At 33.4% G+C, this 20,941-nt stretch carries 24 protein-coding genes and 1 tRNA gene; 2 read left to right on the plus strand and 23 right to left on the minus strand.

Annotated elements, in window-relative coordinates; all coding sequences use genetic code 11:
• Window positions 1–357: 357 nt before the first annotated feature.
• The 4 genes from IEW40_RS06930 to IEW40_RS06945 form a co-directional block, all read right to left on the minus strand.
• Window positions 358–1,443 carry a Fic family protein gene (locus tag IEW40_RS06930; protein WP_188617339.1) on the minus strand — a complete coding sequence of 362 codons (1,086 nt, stop codon included), beginning with the start codon at window positions 1,441–1,443 and terminating at the stop codon, window positions 358–360.
• A 252-nt stretch (window positions 1,444–1,695) separates the two neighbouring features.
• A tRNA-Asn gene (locus IEW40_RS06935) sits at window positions 1,696–1,769 on the minus strand.
• A 71-nt stretch (window positions 1,770–1,840) separates the two neighbouring features.
• Window positions 1,841–3,178 (minus strand): RIP metalloprotease RseP, encoded by a 1,338-nt coding sequence (rseP, locus tag IEW40_RS06940; protein WP_188617340.1) that lies wholly within the window; start codon window positions 3,176–3,178, stop codon window positions 1,841–1,843.
• A gap of 109 nt (window positions 3,179–3,287) precedes the next feature.
• A complete protein-coding gene (locus IEW40_RS06945; RefSeq protein ID WP_188617341.1) occupies window positions 3,288–3,725 on the minus strand; it encodes a DUF6646 family protein in 438 nt (145 codons plus the stop codon).
• A 114-nt stretch (window positions 3,726–3,839) separates the two neighbouring features.
• Between IEW40_RS06945 and IEW40_RS06950 the strand changes: the two genes are divergently transcribed.
• A complete protein-coding gene (locus IEW40_RS06950; RefSeq protein ID WP_188617342.1) occupies window positions 3,840–4,589 on the plus strand; it encodes an amidohydrolase in 750 nt (249 codons plus the stop codon).
• A 49-nt stretch (window positions 4,590–4,638) separates the two neighbouring features.
• Here IEW40_RS06950 and IEW40_RS06955 read toward each other — a convergent pair whose 3' ends face one another.
• From IEW40_RS06955 to IEW40_RS07045, 19 genes are all read right to left on the minus strand, one after another.
• Complete coding sequence (locus IEW40_RS06955) at window positions 4,639–5,052, minus strand: YybH family protein (protein WP_188617343.1); 414 nt, start codon at window positions 5,050–5,052, stop codon at window positions 4,639–4,641.
• A 54-nt stretch (window positions 5,053–5,106) separates the two neighbouring features.
• Window positions 5,107–5,943: a proline and serine-rich protein 1 family protein gene (locus tag IEW40_RS06960; RefSeq protein ID WP_188617344.1), complete on the minus strand. Its 837-nt coding sequence runs from the start codon at window positions 5,941–5,943 to the stop codon at window positions 5,107–5,109.
• A gap of 233 nt (window positions 5,944–6,176) precedes the next feature.
• Entirely contained in the window at window positions 6,177–7,055 is an 879-nt protein-coding gene (locus IEW40_RS06965; RefSeq protein ID WP_188617345.1) for an AraC family transcriptional regulator, read from the minus strand.
• A 13-nt stretch (window positions 7,056–7,068) separates the two neighbouring features.
• Entirely contained in the window at window positions 7,069–7,368 is a 300-nt protein-coding gene (locus IEW40_RS06970) for a thioredoxin family protein (protein WP_188617346.1), read from the minus strand.
• Window positions 7,369–7,374: 6 nt separating this feature from the next.
• Complete coding sequence (locus IEW40_RS06975) at window positions 7,375–7,587, minus strand: hypothetical protein (RefSeq protein ID WP_188617347.1); 213 nt, start codon at window positions 7,585–7,587, stop codon at window positions 7,375–7,377.
• The gene (locus tag IEW40_RS06980) at window positions 7,587–7,898 is read right to left on the minus strand and encodes a rhodanese-like domain-containing protein (protein ID WP_188617348.1); all 312 of its coding nucleotides are present in this window, start codon (window positions 7,896–7,898) and stop codon (window positions 7,587–7,589) included. The genes IEW40_RS06975 and IEW40_RS06980 overlap by 1 nt, the downstream gene beginning before the upstream one ends.
• Window positions 7,899–7,901: 3 nt before the next feature.
• The gene (locus IEW40_RS06985) at window positions 7,902–8,105 is read right to left on the minus strand and encodes a DUF6132 family protein (RefSeq protein ID WP_188617349.1); all 204 of its coding nucleotides are present in this window, start codon (window positions 8,103–8,105) and stop codon (window positions 7,902–7,904) included.
• Complete coding sequence (locus IEW40_RS06990) at window positions 8,102–8,308, minus strand: YgaP family membrane protein (protein ID WP_188617350.1); 207 nt, start codon at window positions 8,306–8,308, stop codon at window positions 8,102–8,104. The genes IEW40_RS06985 and IEW40_RS06990 overlap by 4 nt, the downstream gene beginning before the upstream one ends.
• A gap of 32 nt (window positions 8,309–8,340) precedes the next feature.
• Entirely contained in the window at window positions 8,341–8,922 is a 582-nt protein-coding gene (locus tag IEW40_RS06995; RefSeq protein ID WP_229663395.1) for a methyltransferase domain-containing protein, read from the minus strand.
• 428 nt (window positions 8,923–9,350) lie between these two features.
• Window positions 9,351–10,142, minus strand: a complete 792-nt coding sequence (locus tag IEW40_RS07000) for a sulfite exporter TauE/SafE family protein (RefSeq protein ID WP_188617351.1) — start codon at window positions 10,140–10,142, stop codon at window positions 9,351–9,353.
• A gap of 68 nt (window positions 10,143–10,210) precedes the next feature.
• Window positions 10,211–11,626: an MBL fold metallo-hydrolase gene (locus IEW40_RS07005; RefSeq protein ID WP_188617352.1), complete on the minus strand. Its 1,416-nt coding sequence runs from the start codon at window positions 11,624–11,626 to the stop codon at window positions 10,211–10,213.
• A 128-nt stretch (window positions 11,627–11,754) separates the two neighbouring features.
• Window positions 11,755–12,543, minus strand: coding sequence for a sulfite exporter TauE/SafE family protein (locus IEW40_RS07010; RefSeq protein WP_188617353.1), 789 nt, complete (start codon window positions 12,541–12,543; stop codon window positions 11,755–11,757).
• A gap of 40 nt (window positions 12,544–12,583) precedes the next feature.
• Complete coding sequence (locus IEW40_RS07015) at window positions 12,584–13,198, minus strand: Crp/Fnr family transcriptional regulator (protein WP_188617354.1); 615 nt, start codon at window positions 13,196–13,198, stop codon at window positions 12,584–12,586.
• Between the two features lie 4 nt (window positions 13,199–13,202).
• On the minus strand, window positions 13,203–13,646 hold the full coding sequence (locus IEW40_RS07020; RefSeq protein ID WP_188617355.1) for a hypothetical protein: 444 nt from the start codon (window positions 13,644–13,646) through the stop codon (window positions 13,203–13,205).
• A gap of 169 nt (window positions 13,647–13,815) precedes the next feature.
• Window positions 13,816–15,810, minus strand: coding sequence for a TonB-dependent receptor domain-containing protein (locus IEW40_RS07025; RefSeq protein ID WP_188617356.1), 1,995 nt, complete (start codon window positions 15,808–15,810; stop codon window positions 13,816–13,818).
• Between the two features lie 3 nt (window positions 15,811–15,813).
• Entirely contained in the window at window positions 15,814–16,755 is a 942-nt protein-coding gene (locus IEW40_RS07030; RefSeq protein ID WP_188617357.1) for a transporter family protein, read from the minus strand.
• Window positions 16,756–16,764: 9 nt separating this feature from the next.
• Window positions 16,765–17,814 (minus strand): cytochrome-c peroxidase, encoded by a 1,050-nt coding sequence (locus tag IEW40_RS07035; RefSeq protein ID WP_188617358.1) that lies wholly within the window; start codon window positions 17,812–17,814, stop codon window positions 16,765–16,767.
• A 60-nt stretch (window positions 17,815–17,874) separates the two neighbouring features.
• The gene (locus IEW40_RS07040; RefSeq protein WP_188617359.1) at window positions 17,875–18,714 is read right to left on the minus strand and encodes an MbnP family protein; all 840 of its coding nucleotides are present in this window, start codon (window positions 18,712–18,714) and stop codon (window positions 17,875–17,877) included.
• A gap of 134 nt (window positions 18,715–18,848) precedes the next feature.
• Entirely contained in the window at window positions 18,849–19,217 is a 369-nt protein-coding gene (locus IEW40_RS07045) for a hypothetical protein (protein ID WP_188617360.1), read from the minus strand.
• A 136-nt stretch (window positions 19,218–19,353) separates the two neighbouring features.
• Between IEW40_RS07045 and IEW40_RS07050 the strand changes: the two genes are divergently transcribed.
• Window positions 19,354–20,889, plus strand: coding sequence for a helicase HerA-like domain-containing protein (locus IEW40_RS07050; RefSeq protein WP_188617361.1), 1,536 nt, complete (start codon window positions 19,354–19,356; stop codon window positions 20,887–20,889).
• Window positions 20,890–20,941 lie beyond the last annotated feature (52 nt).

A 20,941-nucleotide genomic window follows, 5' to 3' on the forward strand; every position in this document is an offset into this window, starting at 1 on the left:
TACAAAAGTTATTATCCTCGGGATAATCTTTTACATTGTGTCGATATGGCTATCATTAAATATAAGTAGAAGAATTTTCTTTTTTCTAGTTTAGGCATATGTCGATAAAGCCTATTTTTACCTATAAAAAAAACACCACATTACTGTGATGGTTTTGGCGCCTTTTGCTGGGCTCGAACCAGCGACCCTCTGAGTAACGGTGTCTTTGCGAATGAGGAAAAATAAAGTTTAAATTATTGATAATCAAATGATAAGGCTCGTATAAAAGTATAATTTCCATACAAATTCCATTTGATGGAGAGAGATGGTTTTCTGTATGGGTATTGCAAAAAATCTTGCAAAATTTTATGTTAAGTACTATCTTTTTTCAAGGATTCTTAATAGTTTTTCATTAAGATACAATTTTTCTTTTCCCACTTTCACAGATTTGAGAATGCCTCCATTTTCTAGGGTGTTTAAATAATTACCAACCGTTTTTATATTGCCAATATTTTCCTTCATCAAATTTTGTCTTTTTACATAAGGCAATTTAAATAGAACTTCCACTAAGTCTTTTGAGTAAATTTTAGGAAATTTAGATTTTATTTCTTTAGTCATTTGTTCCATTGAATGCATAATTTGATTGAGCTGATTTAATCCTTTTAAGGAAGTGTATTCTACCATATCCAACATATATAGGATATAGTCTTCCCAGTTACCATTTTCAGTCACCCCTCTTAATTTCAAATAGTAATCGTTCTTATGATTAATAATATATTCACTTAAATAGATTGCGGGAACTTCTAATAAGCCAGACAATTTTAAATACAATAAAATCAAAATCCTACCGGTTCTTCCGTTTCCGTCTGAGAAGGGGTGAATGGCCTCAAACTGATAATGGAGAATGGCCATTTTTATTAAAGGCTCAATTTCATTTTCATCATTGATAAAACGCTCCAAATTTGCCAATTTTTCTCGAATGACACTTTCGCCAATAGGAGGGGTGTAAACAATCTCTCCCTTTGGATTCGTTAGAGTGGTGCCGGGAGTATTTCTTATGGTAGCATCGTTCTGTTTTATACATTGAACAATTTTAATGGAAAGATTAGTGGTTATGAAAGGTTTAGTTTTTAGTTCTTCTAATCCAAGCCATAAAGCTTTTTTATAACCCAACACTTCTTTTGTAGCCGGATTGTCTATTTTCTTTTCTGCTACAAAAGATTGATAGATTTCGTCATTGGTAGTGATAATATTTTCTACTTCAGAACTAGCCTTTGCTTCTTGTAGATATATGGTGTCAAGAAAAAGATGAGGATTCGGCAGGTTCATTAATGTTCCGTTGAGTTGGGCTAGAGCTCTTCCCGCAGTAATTGATTTGCGTAAAATCTTTTTAGTTTCTATATCCGCTTCCGGAGGCAGAAGTGGTAGGTCATTATAGGGAATGTTTTGGTTAAATGTTTTCATTTTTCAAGGGTAAGCTTTACCTTATTTTGTTTTTCAAGTGTAAATATATTAAAAATTTACCTTCGTTTTGGCAATGAAGGTGAATTTTACCTTTGTTTTTTTATTTATATAAAAACAAAGTTGATTTGCTCCCTTGTTGTTTAACCTTAAACCTCTTTCAAATTTACAAGAACTTCTCCCAAAACCTTGCTCAAAACATGCTCAAATAAAAAAAGAGTTTTCGAAACTAATCGAAAACTCTCTTGTAATGGGCGCCTTTTGCTGGGCTCGAACCAGCGACCCTCTGATTAACAGTCAGATGCTCTAACCGACTGAGCTAAAAAGGCTACTCTGTTTGTTTTGAGTGGTGCAAATATAATACGTTTTTACTTTTCTGCAAAATATTTTTTGAAAAAAATTAGAATTTTCCTGCAATTACTTTGTAAATATCTGAACCAAAGATTAATAGCATTAGCCCTAATAAAAAGATTACTCCAATCATTTGAGCGTTTTCTAAAACTTTTTGCGGGACAGGCTTGCCTGTGATCAATTCCCATGTCGTAAATAGGGCGTGCCCACCATCTAATCCCGGGATTGGCAATAAATTTAAAAACGCCAACCATGCAGAAAACATAGCCGTAAAACTCCAAAATGCTATCCAGTCTATCTCCTTAGGCATCATTTTGATGATGGCAATAGGACCACCTACATTTTTATATCCCTTGATTTTTTTGTTAAACATCAATTTAAACTGCTTAATCTGCATTGTAAGTGATTCTACGGTTCTTTCGAATCCTCTTCCTACTGCAGGTAAAAAGCTGTATGATTTGGTGGTCTCTGTTTCTTCTATGGCTTTTTGTGCTAAACTGAAATCTGCCCCAAATCCTATTTTCCCTTCTTTTGTAGTGGTTATTGCAATAGTTTTTAGCTCTCCATTTCTAAGAACTTCCAACTGAACTGGAGTGTTTTTCTTGCTTGATAAATCCTGAGTCAACTCATCCTGAAAGTTGATTTTCTTTCCATCCAATCCTACAATCTTGTCTCCCACTTGTAGTCCCGCTGCTTTGGCAGGTCCTGCTATCAGCGTGTCTACCACGGGCGCAAATCGATTGACAATGTATGATTTTGCTGTTTTTGCACCTAAAATATGGGCAATACCATCTTCGTTGGGCTTGAAACTTACTTCTTTCCCATCTCTTAATACCGTCACTTCATTGGCAAGTAGCATGTTAATAAGTGAAGTCTCTAATCTTTCAGCAGGCTTGCCATCTATTTTTATAATATGATCTCCATTTCTTAAACCCATCATTGCTCCTTCTTCTGAAACAGAAATTCCATTTTGGAATTTGGATAAGTCGTGATACTTTTCTCCTACAGATAAATTTAATCCGGTGTAAATGGCCCAAGCCAAAACCAAATTCACAAAAATACCTCCCAACATTATAATTAATCTTTGCCAAGCTGGTTTGCTTCTGAATTCCCAAGGTTGTGCCGGTTGCTTTAACTGCTCCGTATCCATACTTTCATCCACCATCCCTGCAATTTTTACATAACCACCAAAGGGTAACCAACCAATACCATATTCTGTTTCACCTATTTTTTTCTTCACCAATGAAAACCATGGGTCAAAGAATAGGTAAAATTTCTCGATTCTGCATTTAAACCATTTTGCTGGTAAAAAGTGTCCTAACTCGTGGAGAACTACTAAAATTGAAATACTTAAAATAAATTGAAATATCTGCGTTGCTAATTCCATTAATTGTTATTTTTTTAAACTATGCAAATGTAATAATTCTGTCTCACTAATAATGTACTAATTAAAAAAAGACGCTGAAAAGCGCCTTTAATTTATTGTTTTTTTAATTCTAGAAGTTAAATGATACCCCAAGGCTGCCATTGTTGCCAGCTTCTATAAAGGCCCCTACATTATTATTGAAGAAATATCTTACCCCTAGATGAGCCCCTAGCCCAAAGGTATTGCCTATCACACCTACATCTACTCCAGGGTATAAATCCCACTGACTAGGCATGCCCAATACATCTTGCAGGTGAAAGTTTACCCTCCCAAAAGCAAAGAAATTGTTGTCTTTATTGCTGTCTTTATAGCCGTCAAAGTAAAAATTTGCCCCAGCTCCCAATGAAACAACTTTTGAAATACCATAATCATAAGTGGCAGTGATACCCGTCCCATTGCCCCATCCATTGAAACCTACTTGTACTTTCTGGTCTCCTTTTCCTTCCCATGCCTGCGCAAATGTCGCTTGTCCTATAAATAGGATAAATAATAATGCAATTTTTTTCATACTTTTATTGTTTTAAATTTCTATTTATTAACTCATTTTTTTAACTTTTGTTGTAATGAAATGATTTTTTTATTCATTTTTTTAACAAATTTGTAATTTTATATTGGTAGTAGCATGAAAATCATTGGTTTAAATCAAAATATTATTTGGAAGGATAAACGAGCTAATTTCTCCCTGATAGAAGAAAAATTTAAAAATTGGGAAGCTGATTTGTTTTTGCTGCCAGAAATGTTCAGTACAGGATTTTATATGAAACCTGATGAGGTGGCAGATGAACATCAAGAATCTCTTTCTTGGATGATTTCTTTTGCCAAATCTAAAAATTCTGCCATTGCAGGAAGCGTTTCGGTTAAAGAAAATGATAAGTTTTACAATAGATTTTATTTTGTAAAACCTGACGGAAGTTTCCATTTTTACGACAAGAAACACCTTTTTACCTATTCTGGTGAAGATAAAGTCTACACCTCGGGAAATAATAGAGTAATCGTAGAATACCTTGGCTTTAGAATTTTACTACAGGTGTGCTTCGATGCCAGATTTCCAGTTTTTGCCAGAAATAAAAAAGATTATGATGTAATACTATACGTGGCCAATTGGCCCGAAACCAGAGTCTTAGCTTGGGAGACACTTACCAGAGCCAGAGCCATCGAAAATCAAGCCTATGTTTTTGCTTTAAATAGAATAGGGACTGACGGAAATAACCTAAAATACCAAGAAAGCAGCCATTGCTTTTTTGCGGATGGCTCCGAGATTTCAACTAAAAATGAGGATTTCGTCTTTGCAGAACTGAACCTAGAAAAACTACAAAATTTTAGAAAAGATTTTCCTTTTCTAGAAGATGCAGATGATTTTATCCTAAAATAGTAGGGCGGTACAATAAAATAATGACCTCACAACAAAACTAATGGCTGCATCAACTAGAATGGTCTGAAATAATTTTCCAACCGTCTTTGAACTTCTTGAAAATCAAGGTGTAAACTCCATTGGGGGTGTCTTTTTCACGAATTAATTTCCATTTCCCAAAGACAAAAGCATAGTCTTCTCCTAATGGTTTTACCGAAATGTCTGAAAATTCTAAAATGCCCATTTTCTCTTTATTAGGATAGGTCTTTTTATAATTATCCAATGTTTTTTGCCAACCATAAGTTGGCCCATTAGAGCCTACAAATAGCAGAGCTTCATCTTTCCAATACCCACTCATAAAGGTTTCTAAATCTCCATTGTTCCAAGCTTTTTGTTGGGTGTAAAGTACATTTAAGATTTCTTTTTCTTGTGAAAAAACAAAAATAGAAAATAATAGTAAAATCGCAGCGATAGCCTTTTTCATGATTTTTTTTGTAAAAATAAAAAAAGGAACTGAATTTCAGTCCCTATTTTTTTATTATTGCTTTCTAATATAATCATTCAATTGCCTTGCATAGCTTTCAAAATCAAAAGCATCATACAAATCATAGTAATTGCGCTTGTCTACACAACTCTTATAGGCTGATTTTGCAAATTCTAATCTGTTTTTATCAAAACTAAACTCTTTCATAATGGTTTTAATTTGTCTCGTGCTAAAAGCAGTTCTCCTAAGTTGACTCTTTAAAAAATCTAGTTTTCGGTCATCAAAACTTTGCTTTTTTAAGGCTTGAATAAATGATGAAAACTCCCTGTCATTCATTGTGTTTCCATAAAAATCATTGTTCCCAAATTCATTCGATGGGTCCCAAAAACCTCCATTGTTATTCCCATATGGGTTGTTCCAGGTGTCATTCCAGATGTCCCCATAATTGTTTCTGAGGCTTTGTGTGCCTAGCAAATACAAACCGTAATTAGAAAAATAATCCAAAACCATTCTCGTATTATTCCTAATGTTAATCCTAGTCCTATAAACCAAGAAGTTTCGGTCATAAATAGAAAGGGTTTGGTTGCCAGGATATAAATCAAAAAATCTAAATTTCCCCATAGAATTGGTGATTTTTTGTTGGCCAATCTCTATCGTATAATTTCCCATTTCTGGAATTCTTATAAAAACTTCGGCGTAACCAAAACTGTAAGGGTTATTCCATTGGTAGTTTGGAAACTTTTGCTGCGAATTGCTCCCTCGTAATGCTTCATTGCCTTGAGTTGTTGTGCCTCCCATTTCATTTCTTAAGAGCTCACCCGCTTTTCCTGCCTCCTGTGAATAGATGAAAAAGGTAATGAGAACGGTGAAGAGTAAGTAAATTTTTTTCATTTTAATTAAAGTTTTTTGATGGTGTTTTATTCAATCTAATTTAAATGATTCTAATAATATGCCAAACTAAAATTTAATAAAACAAAAAAATGCAACGCAAAACCAAAACGGCTTTCGTTGCATTTGTATAAAAAATATGAAAAGTTTAGTAATTGTTCTTGTGTTTTTCTAATACAAAAGTACTGCTTTTAAATGCCTTTTTCTTGTGAAATATCTGCTAAAAATGGCAATATTTATCGATTTATATGGTTCCTGAATTCTGATGGTGAGGTTTTAGAATTGGCCTTGAAAAATTTGGTGAAATAAGAGTTGTCCTCAAAACCCAACTGAAAGGATATTTGAGAAATACTAAATTCAGAATTAATGAGTAATCTTTTGGCTTCCAATACAATCCTATTTCTAATAATTTCACCCGCTGTTTTCCCAATTACATTTTTGCAAATAAAATTGAGGTAATTGGCAGTAATCGCCAACTTGTCTGCATAGAATTTTGGGTAGTGCTCTGTACCGTAATTTTCTTCTAATAATTTTTCAAATCGGTAGATTAAATTCTTTTGATTGGTAATATTTATGTTTTCTTCTGGGTCGTTGATTTCATCTATAATCGTATAGAATAATTCTAACAAATGAATTCTAAGTAAATTCTCAGAGTTTTTTGATTGGTAATCTGAACTACTCTTTATTTTTGAAAAAATATCATTGAAAATAGAATGCTTTTCTTCTGGAATTTCATAATAAGAGACCGACCTATTAAAACTAAATAAAGGCAGTTGATCTACACATTGTGATTTGTTGAGAAATGAACTGAAAAAATCTGGCTTGAAATTAATCAAACATCCTAATGAGTTTTTATCGGTAATCCTAAGGTCGTGTACCTGACCTGGAGCTAATATATAGATGACAGGGCCGCCTATCTGGTGCTCTGTAAAGTCAATTTTATGACTGCCAGCTCCTTTTTCTATATACAAAATCTGATAAAATGTATGTCGGTGTGGCTTATGAGGTAAATGCTCATCAGTCAATAAATCCTTCAACTCATGAACAACAATTTTTCGTTCAGAATTTTCATTCGTAATCAAATTACATGCATTGTATACCGGGAAATGAGTCATTTTTTAGTTCGAATTATTGATGTTCGTTGATTAAATTGACCAAGGTATTCACATCATGTACACCACTTGCTCTCCATAGCATTTCACCTTTTTTGAATAATGCCAAAGTGGGAACTCCCCTTACTTGGTATTCTGAGGCTATACTTGGATATTGGTCTACATCTATTTTAATGATTCTTGCTCGATCTCCTACTTGCTCCTTTACTGAAACTAATACCGAAGATTGTACCCTACACGGTTGGCACCAAACGGCAAAAAAATCAATCAAAACTGGGGTCTCTGATTGTATAATTTCTTGAAATTTTTGTGACATTGTTCTTTATTTTTGATTTTCGGTTTCTTGACTCGAAGACATTGGAACTTCGCAGCTTCCAGAAGCACAACCAAATTTGAATATCCCCATCGCAACAAAATACATTCCGAATGGAATGAGCATCCACATTCTATCCATTACAGATTGAAAAATTGCCCAAATTCCGCCAATTAGATAAATTGTTCTTCTAATATTCCAATCCCTTAAAAAGTCTTTCATTATGATAATTTTGATTGTAAACTGCTCCAGCCTCCGCCATTGTATACTTCCGTAAAACCGCTATTCTGCAATATGCTTTTCGCAGCTGCACTCCTAGCTCCACTGGCACAACAGGTAATCACGGGCTTGTTTTTCTTAATCTTTCCTAAATTTTGATTCAAACTCTGCAATGGAATATTTTTTGAACCTTTAATATGACCTCCGTTATATTCTGCCGGCGTTCTTACATCAATTATCTGAGCACCATTTTTTACCAATTCTGCATAATCTACACTTGTTCCTCCGAACAAGTTCTTTAAAAATCCTAACATAACTTATTTGTTTTCTTTATTTTTTTGAAATGATGAAAATATCAAATACCCCATCACCATTCCGTAAACTGAACTATTGATGGGCTTTGACGTGATAGAGCAACTCCCCGTACTACACCCAATAAAATGGTAATAAGCGTAGCCTAGAATGCCTCCAACGAAAATGCCTATAAGGCTTATTTTATACTTTTTAATGAAGTCTTTCATATTTTTCTTTTACAAGTGTTTATCCCAAATAACGTATATAAAGGACAAAAACTAATAATACTCGTTAATAAAAATACTGCCGCTATTGCTAATAAAACAACGGAAAGGGTTCCTGTAATGCTTCCTGAATAGTATAAGTATCCAATTACTACTGCGATGATAATGCGGATGATTTTGTCTATACCGCCCATGTTTGCTTTCATATTTTTTATTTTTATGGTGATTGTTTTCTTTTTTATCTCTTACTAAAATTGATGAAAACTTCTGTATTTTCCCTCGGCTTGATGCTATTGTAACACCGTTCTAAGGTTCTTATTTCAAATTTTTCATTAAATAGACTTCGATACTCTTCTTCTGTTCCTCCAAAAGGGGGAGTAGTCCCTTCAAAATCTCTATCGAATAGTAATCCTACAATTTTGCCGTTTTCTGCTAGCAATTCATGCATTTTTTTGACATATTCTCTCCTCAATTTCGGGTCTAATGCACAGAAAAAAGTTTGCTCTACAATGAGGTCATATTTTCCATGATGTGCAAAAAAATCCCCACAGATAATCTCAACTTCATCTTCTGAAAATTTCTTAGAAATTAATTCACAAGCCTTGGGTGAAATGTCTAATAACGTAATATCCTTGAAGCCTTCCTTCAATAACAATTCTGCTTCGTGTGCATTTCCACATCCCGGAATTAGAATTTTAAGGCCTTTATTTTCTACTTGTAAAAAATATTCCGAAATTGCAGTAGAGGCACTTCCTATATCCCAACCAATTTGGGAGTTTTCCCATTTGTTATTCCAATATTCTTGATCGAAATTTCTCAAAATAAATGTCTTTTAAGGATGGTAATTGTTTTTTAAAGAACTTCTAAAACATTAATTCTATGCAATTTACAAAAAAATAAAACATCTTTTTCTCTTAATAGATTTTTCTAATTATGTTTCCCGTCAATCTTTCATTTTGTGGTAATAATTATAGAAATCATCTATTTTCAGATACAAAAATCGGATTTAATATTGATAGTTTTTGTAACAAAAATTACATAGTGCAATAGATAAAGCTTATATTGACTTAAAAAGGCTTTCAATGAAAACAATAGGATTTATACTTTGCTCTTTTTCATAATTAAAAACGAATATATTTTAAGAAAAACCATTAGCATAGTTGAAGTATAGTTAAAGTATAGTTGAAGTATAGATAAAGCATAGATAGTGTATGAAAAAGGCATATATGTTCTATACTTTTTGCATGGCTATTTCAAGAATGTTTCTTTCGCAATAATATAGATTCCCATAACCAAAACAAACCATCCAAAGGCAGGCTTCAGCTTCCTTCCATTGATTTTTTTAGATAAATACAACCCTAAAAAGATTCCAAAAACAGAGAGTGAGGTGAAAATCATAAGAAAACCCCAATCTACCACCACTTTATCCAGCGTTAAGAAAAACCCTAACAAAGAATTCATCGCAATGATAAAAAGAGAGGAAGCTATGGCCTCTTTCATTTCCATTCCTAGCAGCATTACCAGTGCTGGTACTATAAGAAAGCCACCTCCCGCACCTACCAGCCCTGTTAATATACCTACCAATAACCCTTGTGAAATGAGCAAGGTATAGTTGGGCTCTTGTGTTTTCTTCAGAGGAGTGTCATTTGTCTTTTTAATCATTTTGTATGATGATACCAACATCAGAATGGCAAAAAGGATTAGAAGAAAGGTGTTTTTGGTTAGAATAAATTCCCCCCTTTGAATAATGTATTCTGGTAAATGAGGAACCACCAATCTCCTCGAAAAAATAATTCCTATTATAGAGGGTATCCCAAATAATAATGAGGTCCGGAAGTCAATCTTTCTTTGCTTTATATATCCTGCAGAACCTACCAAGCTGGTAGAGCCTACTACAAACATAGAGAAAGAAGTGGCGGTAACCGCATCTAAATGAAATAGATAAACAAAAATAGGAACGGTCAATATACTGCCACCACCCCCAATTAATCCTAAGATTAATCCGATGATAATTGCAAAAAAGTAACCGATGATTTCCATTTGTAAATACGATTGAAAACAAAAATGCAACACGTGTTGCATTTTTATTATGGTAAGTAATTAATATCTTAAGAAGTGAAGGTTTTACTTTGGCAAACAAAATTGGTAGTAGATACTTTACCAGTTTTTGAAATTCCTGCAAATCCTCCTTCTACTTCTGTGAAATTTCTATAACCTCTAGCTTGTAATATACTAGCGGCAATCATACTTCTGTATCCGCCAGCACAATGTAAGAAAAAATGCTGGTTATTATCCAATCCATTTACCCAATCATTGATATAGGCTAAAGGTTTGTTGTATGCATCTTCTACGTGTTCAGCAGCGTATTCTCCATCTTTTCTTACGTCTATAACTACGTCATCTTTGTGATGTAGAGCAGCAAATTCTTCTGGAGTAATTCTTTTCACGGTGTCTATTTCTTTTCCTGAGTTTTTCCAAGCTTCTACGCCCCCTTTTAGAAATCCTAAAACATGATCAAATCCTACTCTAGAAAGTCGGGTGATTACTTCTTCTTCTGTTCCTTCATCAGAAACCAATAAAATAGGTTGTTTTACGTCTACAATCATCGTTCCTACCCATGGTGCAAAATCGCCTTTAAGGCCGATATTGATTGATTGAGGAACAAAACCTTTGTGAAAATCTGCTGCACTTCTAGTGTCTAAAATAAGTGCTCCAGTTTCTTCGGCTGCCGTTTCGAAATCTTCTACAGAAAGAGGATTATTTCCTTTTTTCATCACATCTTCAAAACTTTCGTAACCGCCTTTGTTCATCGCTACGTTCATTCCAAAGTATTTCGGAGGAGCTGTTAGGCCATCTAAAACTGCTGCTATAAAGTTTTCTTTAGAACTTTGTTTAAGCGCATAGTTGGTTTGCTTCTGGTTTCCAAGAGTGTCTACTGTTTCTTTTTGCATATTTTTACCGCAAGCAGAGCCCGCACCGTGTGCTGGGTAAACAGTAATGTCGTCAGGTAAAGGTAAGATTTTATTGTACAGAGAATCATATAATAGGCCTGCTAATTCTTCTTGGGTAAGATTGGCAGCTTTCTGTGCAAGGTCAGGTCTACCTACATCTCCCAAAAATAGAGTGTCTCCAGAGAAAATGGCATTTTCTTTTCCGTTTTCATCTATTAATAAAAAAGTAGAACTTTCCATGGTGTGACCAGGGGTATGTAAAACCTTTATCTTTACTTTTCCTATTTCGAAAATTTGATTGTCTTCTGCAATGATTGCATCGAATGAGGGTTGGGCAGTTGGTCCGTAAATAATTGGGGCTCCAGTTTTTTTTGAAAGGTCTATATGCCCAGAAACAAAATCTGCATGAAAGTGAGTCTCAAAAATATATTTTAGTTTTACTTGATCTTTCTCTAATCTGTCTATATATGGTTGTATTTCTCTCAAAGGGTCTACAATAGCAGCTTCACCATCAGATACAATATAATATGCACCTTGGGCGAGACATCCGGTATAAATTTGTTCTATTTTCATAATTTTTAAATTTTTATTATTAAGTGTTTTTGTGTGATGCAAAATTGTGAAAGTTTGCCATAGATTTCAGTAACAAAAATTACATAAATGATAGACGCGGTCTATATCAATTTTCTATACTAAATTTATTATAAGAATAATTCTTTCAAAACAGTAATTAGTCCAATCATAAGAATAAACCAACCAAATATTGGTTTCAATTGATTGCTATTTATTCTTTTGGAAATTAAAATTCCAATGAAAATCCCTAAAATGGACAAAGAAGTAAATCCTAATAAGAAATCCCAATCAATTTTTGTAGTATTTTGAGCGATTAAAAAGCCAATTAAAGAGTTTAATGAAATAATGAATAATGATGTGGCTACCGCTTCTTTCATTTTTTTGCCTTGTAAAAGAACAAGTGCAGGAACAATTAAAAACCCTCCACCAAAGCCAATTAATCCTGTAAGAATTCCGACCATTAATCCTTGAGAAACCAGCAAAGTGAAGTTTGGTTCTATTGTATTTTTTAAGTATTTTCTATCTGTTTTTTTTATCATTTTGTAGGCTGAAATTAGCATTAAAACAGCAAAAATGATGAGTAAAAATGTGTGTTTGGTAATAGTGATTCCGAAATCATTAATAATAATATTTGGTAAATTGGGGATTACCAAACTTCTAGAAAATAAAACACCAAAAATAGATGGAATTCCAAAGATGAAAGCGGTTTTATAATCAATTAATCTCTTTATAGAATAATTGATAGAACCAATACTGCTAGACACGCCCACCACAAAAAGTGATAATGCAGTAGCAGTGATGGCATCAAGATGAAATAAATATACAAAAACTGGTACCGTAAGGATGCTTCCACCACCACCTATTAGTCCTAGGATTATGCCAATAATTATAGCGAAAATGTATCCTATAAATTCCATGTTTTTACAATGATGTAAATCTGAAAATTTTCTAAAAAAATTACAAAATTTCTATTTTGTTTCTTCCAAGTTTTACTTTGCCATCTTCTTCTAAGGATTTTAACAATCTAGAAACTACTACTCTTGCGGTTCCTAGTTCATTAGCAAGTTGCTCATGAGTAGTATGTATCATTTTTGTGTTGTTAAGCATAGATTTTTTATGAAGTAATGAAAGCAATCGATCGTCTACTTTTTTGAAAGTCACCTCGTTTACCATTTCTAGCAATTCTTCGAATCTTTTATGGTATAATTTGAAAATGTAATCTAGCCATTCTGGATGCGTTTTTATCAATTGAGTAACTTTTTCTGTTGGTAGAAATAGAATTTCGGCATCTTCCTCTACTTCTGCTTTTACTTTAGAAGTTTCACCGTGTAAACCACCAAGAAAAGACATTACGCAACTTTCACCAGCTTTTATGTAATACAACAAGATTTCTCTGCCGTCTTCTTCGGTTCTCATTACCTTTATACTACCTTTTGTGACGATAGGTATTGAACGAATTCTTGCATTTTCGTCTAATATAATATCTCCAGCTTCGTAGTTTTTAATAATGCTATATTCGTATAACTGAGATAGAAGTTCTGGCGTGGCACTAAATTCTGTTGTTGTTGACATATTTTTAATTAAAACTAATTATTTTAAGAGTATTTTTCCCAAATTCTACTGCGTCACCTATTTTTTTAGATTTTAAAGTCTTAAAAATTGGAGCATCTTCAGATACCGAAATTACATCTTTTTCGGCATATTTGAAAACTGGAACCGAAACTCCCACAAAAATATAATTTTTATCGGTTTCTATTAGGGTTCCTACTTCTATTTCTGTGTGGACTTCTGAAGTAGATTTTTCTAAAATTTGAAGGTTTTGTTTCGCTATTTTTAGCAATTTTTCGTACCGAAGTTGCATATCTTTGGCTTCGCTTTGTCTGGCATAATCTTCTGGATCTAAGGTCTGGTTTTCATCCAGGTCAGATTCTGTCTTATATCTTTCTACGGATGATTTTAGATTATTGATTACTTTTTCTTGTTCATCTATAATGGCTGATATAATTTTTGATTTATCCATAACTTTATTTTTTAATGAATGAAGTCTAACAAATTTAAGTCTTTTTTAGCTGATAAAGTTCTATTTATAGATGAGGTTTGTCACGATTTTAAGTCCCAAAAAACAAAACCTTCTTTGCAATATTTCAGCAAAAAAGGTTTTTAATTAAAGTGATAGTTTATGAAAATTTTTAAAAAGTGTAACTAAATCCCACGTTGAAACTTCTGCCAGGAGATAGAATTCTTTTGGCTTTATCAGTAGAATAAGCTCTACTTAAATGTTCAGAATAAGCTCTGTCAAAAATATTAAGTACATCAAATGTAAGATTTGCATTTTTGAATACATTGTATCTCGCATTGAAATCAAAAACCGAAAAGTCTTTGGTCTTTAACTCTCCAAAATTAGGATTGATGCGATCTTGTTTACCCGAAAATCTGTAATTAACGCCTAAAGTAATTGGCGAAAAATCTGCTTCTAAACTCCATCTGAAATCTAGTGGAGCAACTTCTGGCAAAGGATTATTGGTTTTTATATCTTCCGCATAAGTGTAAGCTGCTGCTAATTCTGTTCTGTATTTTGGTAAAAATTGCCAATTAAATCTCGCTTCTGCGCCAGTTTTATAAGCTTTATCAATATTTTGAATTTGTCTAGTTCCTGGCGAAGACATAGAATATGGCTTTATAGGTACCACAACTCCCGTTATATAATCTTGTAGATGAGAATAAAAAACATCTGCTTGAAAGAAAACATTTTCTCTTTTGTAGGTGTAAATTAAATCTAACTGATTGTTGGTTTCTGGTTTTATGTCTGGATTCCCCACCAATTCGTAAGCGTCTATTCCTACTACAAATCTATTGATAAATCTTTCGGTTAAGCTTCCGCTTCTTTGTGCTCGCCCTGCCCAAATTCCTATTTGTGAATTTTTGGTTAAATTTTGGTTGTAGCCCAAACTTACATTATGGTTGAAGTCACTAGATTTTCCGTCACCATAAAGAGTTTTGAATAATTTAGATAAATCTTTTGCGTCAGCTTCATTGTAGTCAAATCTCAAAGAAACCACCAATTTAGAATTCGGGAAAGCATATTGATATTCATTAAACCAACCTATTTGATTGATGTGAGAATCTTGCCAAGCAGTTCCGTCTCTCATTGGCATTGAGGGAGGCATTGTCATTTTAATATTTTCAGCACCTTCGTGTTTGTAATCAAAGCCTGTATAAAATGTGTTTTTATTCCAAGCAAATTTAGCTTCTGTTCTTGCGCCGTAAGTAGAAGATTTCACATCAGAAACCATTTTTCTATCAGGAGTTCCCATAGAATGTTTCACGTCTGTAACGTAAGAATTAAAATCAATTTGTTTTAAATATTTATGGTTGAATTTTGCCAAATGTTTTAATTGATACATCCACGTTTTGTCATAAATCAAATCCATACTCAATGCCGCAAATTCAACATCTCTCCCTTGATTGGTGTTGATTTGTAGCGTGGTAATGTTATTTTCATTCCATTTGTAATTTCCTTTAGTGCCAATGTTATATCTAAGGAAAGCAGAGCGAACTTCGTTGCCATTCCCATCTTTATATCGCTCGCCTTTCTGATAAGAACCGAATAAATCCCAAACTATTTTTTTTGATGAAACTTGCGTTAAAACTTCATTTCTAATTACATTTCCGTTGGTTTCATAACCTGTAGAAATTCTACCGCCTAATTTTGTTTTGTCTGTAAAAATAGGAGGAATGGTGATGAAATTAATGGTTCCGCCAAAAGAATTTCCGTTTCTGAAATGATAAGGACCTTTGTAAATTTCTGCTTCTTGTACAGTATTTAGGTTAACTTGAGAAACAGCAGGATCCATTCTACTAGGGCAAGCATTGATGGCAGCTGCGGCACCATCTATTACGATGTTTAATTGTTCGTATTTGAAACCTCTCAAAACAGGATCTGTAGCATAATTTCCTGCTTTTCTAATTCCGTTGATTTCAGGTAAAGAATTCAGAAATTTACCAGCATCGTGATTGAGATTGTCAGATTGTTTGGTTTCTAGGTTTTGTTTGTTTTGTGATTTTGTAGTGAGTTTAGTAATTTTTACTACTTCTATATTTTTGTATAAACTGTCTTGTTCTTGTTGTGCAAAAACAACAGTGGAAGCTGCTAAAGAGAGAGCAGCAAGATTTTTAGATTTCATTTTTTAGAAATTAAGATTGATATACAGTGAGTTTCTAGAGATAATCTCCACCATATTATTATTAAGTTTTGAAACAAAAGGATTTTGAAATTCTGCACCTATATTTATTTTTCTGAAAGATGCTTCTAGCCCTGCTTTTCCTAAAATAGCATAACCACCAGTGTTGTGAACAGGGTCTCCTAACTGTACATTTTCAAAATATTTTTCATACTGAACTCCAATCTTTGGAGATAATTTCCAATTATTATAATTCAATATGTAGTAAAGATTAAGTTGAGAGTTCCATTGGTCACCAAATCGGTAGTATTTTTCGTTTTGGTTTTTGAAGGTGTAATCCGTTGTAATTTGGGCAGCAAAATTATTTTTGAAATAGGTGTAATTTACAATTGCTGAATAATCCCAACTGCCTGTTCCTAACTGAAAACTTGGGTTGAATGAACTTGCATTGGCTTCATTGAATTTTCCTGTTGGTATTTTCATCCCCAGTCCGAAGTGAAGTTTCTGATTTTTAATTTTTTCAGTGTTCAGAATCTGATAAATGGCCATTACAGAAATATCTCCTATGCCGTTTATTTTTTGCTTCGGATTACCCTCTTTTTCGTGAAAATGATAAGGAACAGAAGTATAAATTTCAAATTTTTTCCAAACAGGAATTCTAGCCCAAAGTTGAAGCGTGTTGTATCTTTCACTATGAGTTGGTTCAGATTCAAATTGATAAATTTTTGATTTATAATGTTGATTAAGGTATTTGACACCAATGAATTGAGGATTGAGAATGCTCTCAAAACCAGAAGAAGCTCCGCCTGCAGAACAACCACAAGCGTCACAATCGTCTAACAAAAAATGATTTTCAGTTACCCTCGGGATTTGCAAACTGTCTGAAATGTTCTTGCCAAATAGAGTTACGGCAAACGTAGATAATAAAATGATGAATAAATTTTTCATTCTTGAAAATTATTCTGCAAAGGCAGGATTGCTAATAAATTTTTGGTCGCTTAGTGTCTTTAAAAAAGCGATGAGGTAAGTTTTTTCTGTTTCAGTAAGTGGAATTCCTACTTTACCTGGCACTTTTTTAAATTCTGGGTCTAAATTCGGATTGTCAACTACACCATCACTATAAAAATCAAGCAATGCCTTTAATGTTTGAAATCTTCCATCGTGAGTATATGGAGCGGTATATTCTACGTTTCTAAGACTCGGGACTCTAAATTTCAGAAAATCTTCGTCTTTTCCTGAGACTCTTTTTCTGCCCTCGTCCTTAAATATAGGGTGATACGGAATTCCTGTATTTCTGTAAGATTGGTCTGTAAATAAATCTGTAGCGTGGCATGTAGCACATTTATTTTTAAAAATTGTATAGCCTTGTTGCTCATCAGCAGTAAAACTAGCACCTTCATTTCGTACTACTTTATCATACTTAGAATCTGCAGAAATCATCGTAGAAACAAATTGTGTTATTGCTTTCAAAATTCTCTCTGCGGTAATGTTTTTATCACCGTAAACTATGGTAAAAAGACGTTGATAATCTTTATCATCTTTTAGTTTTACAGCTATGTTAGACATGGTTTCGTCCATTTCTACTTCAGTGGTAATCGGGATGATGGGTTGAGTTTCTAAATGCGTAACAGAACCGTCCCACATAAATTTATCTAACCATATTAAATTCTGAATAGGTGGTGTGTTTCTGAAACCTTCTCTGCCTTCTACACCATGGCTAATAGAATGCCCGTGATGTGTAAAAGCATTTTCTTGTATATGACAAAACGCACAAGCTACGGCGTTGTCTTTTGCTAATCTGCCGTCATAAAATAGTTTTTTCCCTAGTTCTACGCCATAAACTGTAGGTTCGTAACCTGCTACATTAAATTTAGTTGCAGGGAAATTAGACGGTAATTTTAAATCTATTTTTGAATTGGTAGGATAATTAATGTCTTCGTCTTTATCACATTGTAAGAGAACAAAAAAACTAAATATCACCACAATCAAAATGAAATATTTTTTCATAGTATAAATAAAGAAAAACTATTGACGAAGTCTTTTCGCCAATAGTTTTTTTTGAAGAAATTAATCGTTATGTACGTGGTCTATATAGAACATTTCAGTCATGTTTTCCACTCCTTGTGCTACTAATGGTTTTGTAGGATGCATTCCTATTTTATTGGTGTCATCTAACACAATTTTATTCTTCCCACTCAAAAATTTATTTATAGAAGCCATAATGTGAATTTGAGGAGCAATATTTTTTCTAACTTTAGCATTGCTAGGAAGAGTAAGGGTAATTTCTTTATAGACATTTGGAGTTGCAGAAACAGTAGGATCTCCTATGTTACCAGAATGAAATTGAAATTTATTAGCAACTATAGGTGCGCTACCAGAAGTGTCACCAAAATTACCTTCAAAATTGGCAAATTTATAACCAGAAGCCCAACTCCAGCTCATGCTGCTAGCTTTTGCTTTGTCCCAAAAAGAAGCCTGTCCTGCTTGCCCTAGAGTAAATGCTTTAGGAGAAATACCCAAACCAAATCTTACTTGTTTGTAATCACCAGCAGGAATGTCTGACAATACAAAATTGCTACTAGTAGCTGTGGTTGCTTGATCTACAATAAATGCACCTTTATCTGGATCGTCATAATTGTATTTTACTTCAGTTCCGTCTGTTTTTATTAAAACTACATTGCTTACAATATATTTCAAAGAAGTAAAAGTGTGTTTTTGCCCAGAAGATGAGGTTAAAACGGTTTGTCCAACAGTAATTGTCCCTACGTTGTCTATAGTGTTTTCAAATTTTAAAGTTAAGTTGTTTTTATCATTTGCACTGAATTCTGCCTCATCATCTCTGTTACACGAGACTAGTGCTAAAGAACTTACCGTTAATGCCAATATAATGTTTCTGAATTTTTTCATTTTTATACAAATTTTAGTTTAAGTATTAATCAAATAGGATAATTGAGTGTTCATTTTTTTGAAAAATGAATACAAACAAATGCGCAATTAAAAATATAATTGCAAAAATAAAGTGTGGAAATAAGTGATTAGGTTTAAACTAAAAATTCGGGCGGTTGAAAACCATTTTTTAAATAACCATCTAGAGTGAGTGTATGGTTAATGGAAACAATCTTGGTTTTAGCTGAAAAAACTACAGGATTTTTAATAATGAATTCTGCATTTTTAGCAGGAAGCACATGTAATTCAAAAGAATACTTAATTTGCGAAATAGGGCTTTCTTCTTTCTGAGCCTCTTTTCTTACCTGACATTTACCAGAACAGTCTAACTCTGGTTTTTGTTTGTTGATACACAATGCTTCGTAATAATCTTTATTAATTTGATAATCAATAAAATAGAGTGAGTTTTGGAAACTGGCCCCAAAAATCATTACCGAAAGCAATATGGAAATGAAGAATTTCATCAGTTTTGCAAAGATATTAATTTGAGTTTAATCAAAAACTGATATTTATCATTTTTTTCTTTTGCGTAGATTTCAATTAAAATTTTCAATAAAGTTTTTGAAATATTACTAAATTTAGGCTTTCAAAAAAACAGAAATGGCAGACAAAACAAAATTTATTGAAGAGCTCAACGCTAAATACCAACCAAAAGGAGAGTACATAGTTCTAGGAAAAGGAATGCTAGACGGAGAAGTAATCACCGAAGTAGATGTAAATATTCCGCTTAAAACCATTAACAGGCATGGCCTGATTGCTGGAGCTACGGGTACTGGTAAAACCAAAACTTTGCAAGTTTTTGTAGAACAACTTTCGCACAAAGGAATACCTACTTTGGTGATGGATATTAAAGGAGATTTATCTGGAATTGCGGTAGAAGGTGAACAAAATGATAAAATAAATGAGCGTTATGCTAAAACCCAATTACCTTATCAGCCTCAATCTTTTCCTGTAGAATTAATGACCATTTCTGCTGAAAAAGGTTTGAAATTGAGAGCTACTGTTACAGAATTTGGTCCAGTCTTACTTTCTAAAATTTTAGGATTAAATGAAACTCAGTCTAGCATAATGTCTATTGTTTTTAAATATGCTGATGATAAAGGCTTACCTTTAATAGATTTAGATGATCTCAAGAAAACATTACAATACGTTACCGATAATGATGCGGGTAAAAAAGAATTAGCAGATAATTATGGAGCTATTTCTCCTGCTTCTTTAGGTGCAATTCTCCGTTCTATTGTTGCTTTAGAACAACAAGGAGCAACGAGTTTTTTCGGTGAACCGAGTTTTGATGTAGAGGATTTATTACAAACAAGAGGCGGAAAAGGCGTGGTAAATGTTTTGAGAGTTGCTGATATACAAAATCAACCGCAATTGTTTTCTACGTTTATGCTTTCGCTTTTTGCCGAAATTTATATGACTTTTCCTGAAGAAGGAGACAGCGGAAAACCAAAACTGGTTCTTTTTATAGACGAGGCGCATTTAATTTTCAATGAAGCAAGTAAAGCGCTACTTTCACAAATTGAAACCATGGTGAAATTGATACGTTCTAAAGGAGTTGGAATTTATTTTATTACCCAAATTCCAGGAGATGTTCCCGAAAATGTTTTGGCTCAGTTAGGTTTAAAAATTCAACATGCATTACGTGGTTTTACTGCAAAAGATAGAAAAGAAATAGACAAAGCGGTAGAAAATTATCCTATTACAGAGTATTATGATGCAGCGAACTTAATTCAAAATTTAGGAATTGGAGAGGCTTTTGTTACTGCTCTTGATGAAAAAGGGATTCCTACACCTTTGGTACAAACGTATTTGATTTCGCCAGAATCTAGAATGGATGTTTTATCTTCTGATGAGATAGATGATTTGGTAAATGCATCAGATTTAGCAGAAAAGTATAATCAAGACGTTAATAAAGAATCTGCTTATGAAATTCTTGCGAAAAGAATGGAACAAGCAGCAGCAGTAGAACAAGAAGTAGAACAAGAAAAATCTACAGCAAGACAACCCAAAGAAGAACCAGGAATGTTCGAGCAAGTTTTAAAATCTAGAGCTGGTAGAACTTTTACTAATACATTGGCAAGAGAAGGTGCTAAATTTGTTTTAGGAATGTTTGGCTTGAAGATGAGACGATAACTGAAATATATCATTAATAGAGAAAAATGAACAATTTTTGCTTCCTTTTTTC

Origin of the sequence: Cloacibacterium rupense, from assembly GCF_014645495.1 — a bacterium.
GTDB lineage: Bacteria > Bacteroidota > Bacteroidia > Flavobacteriales > Weeksellaceae > Cloacibacterium > Cloacibacterium rupense.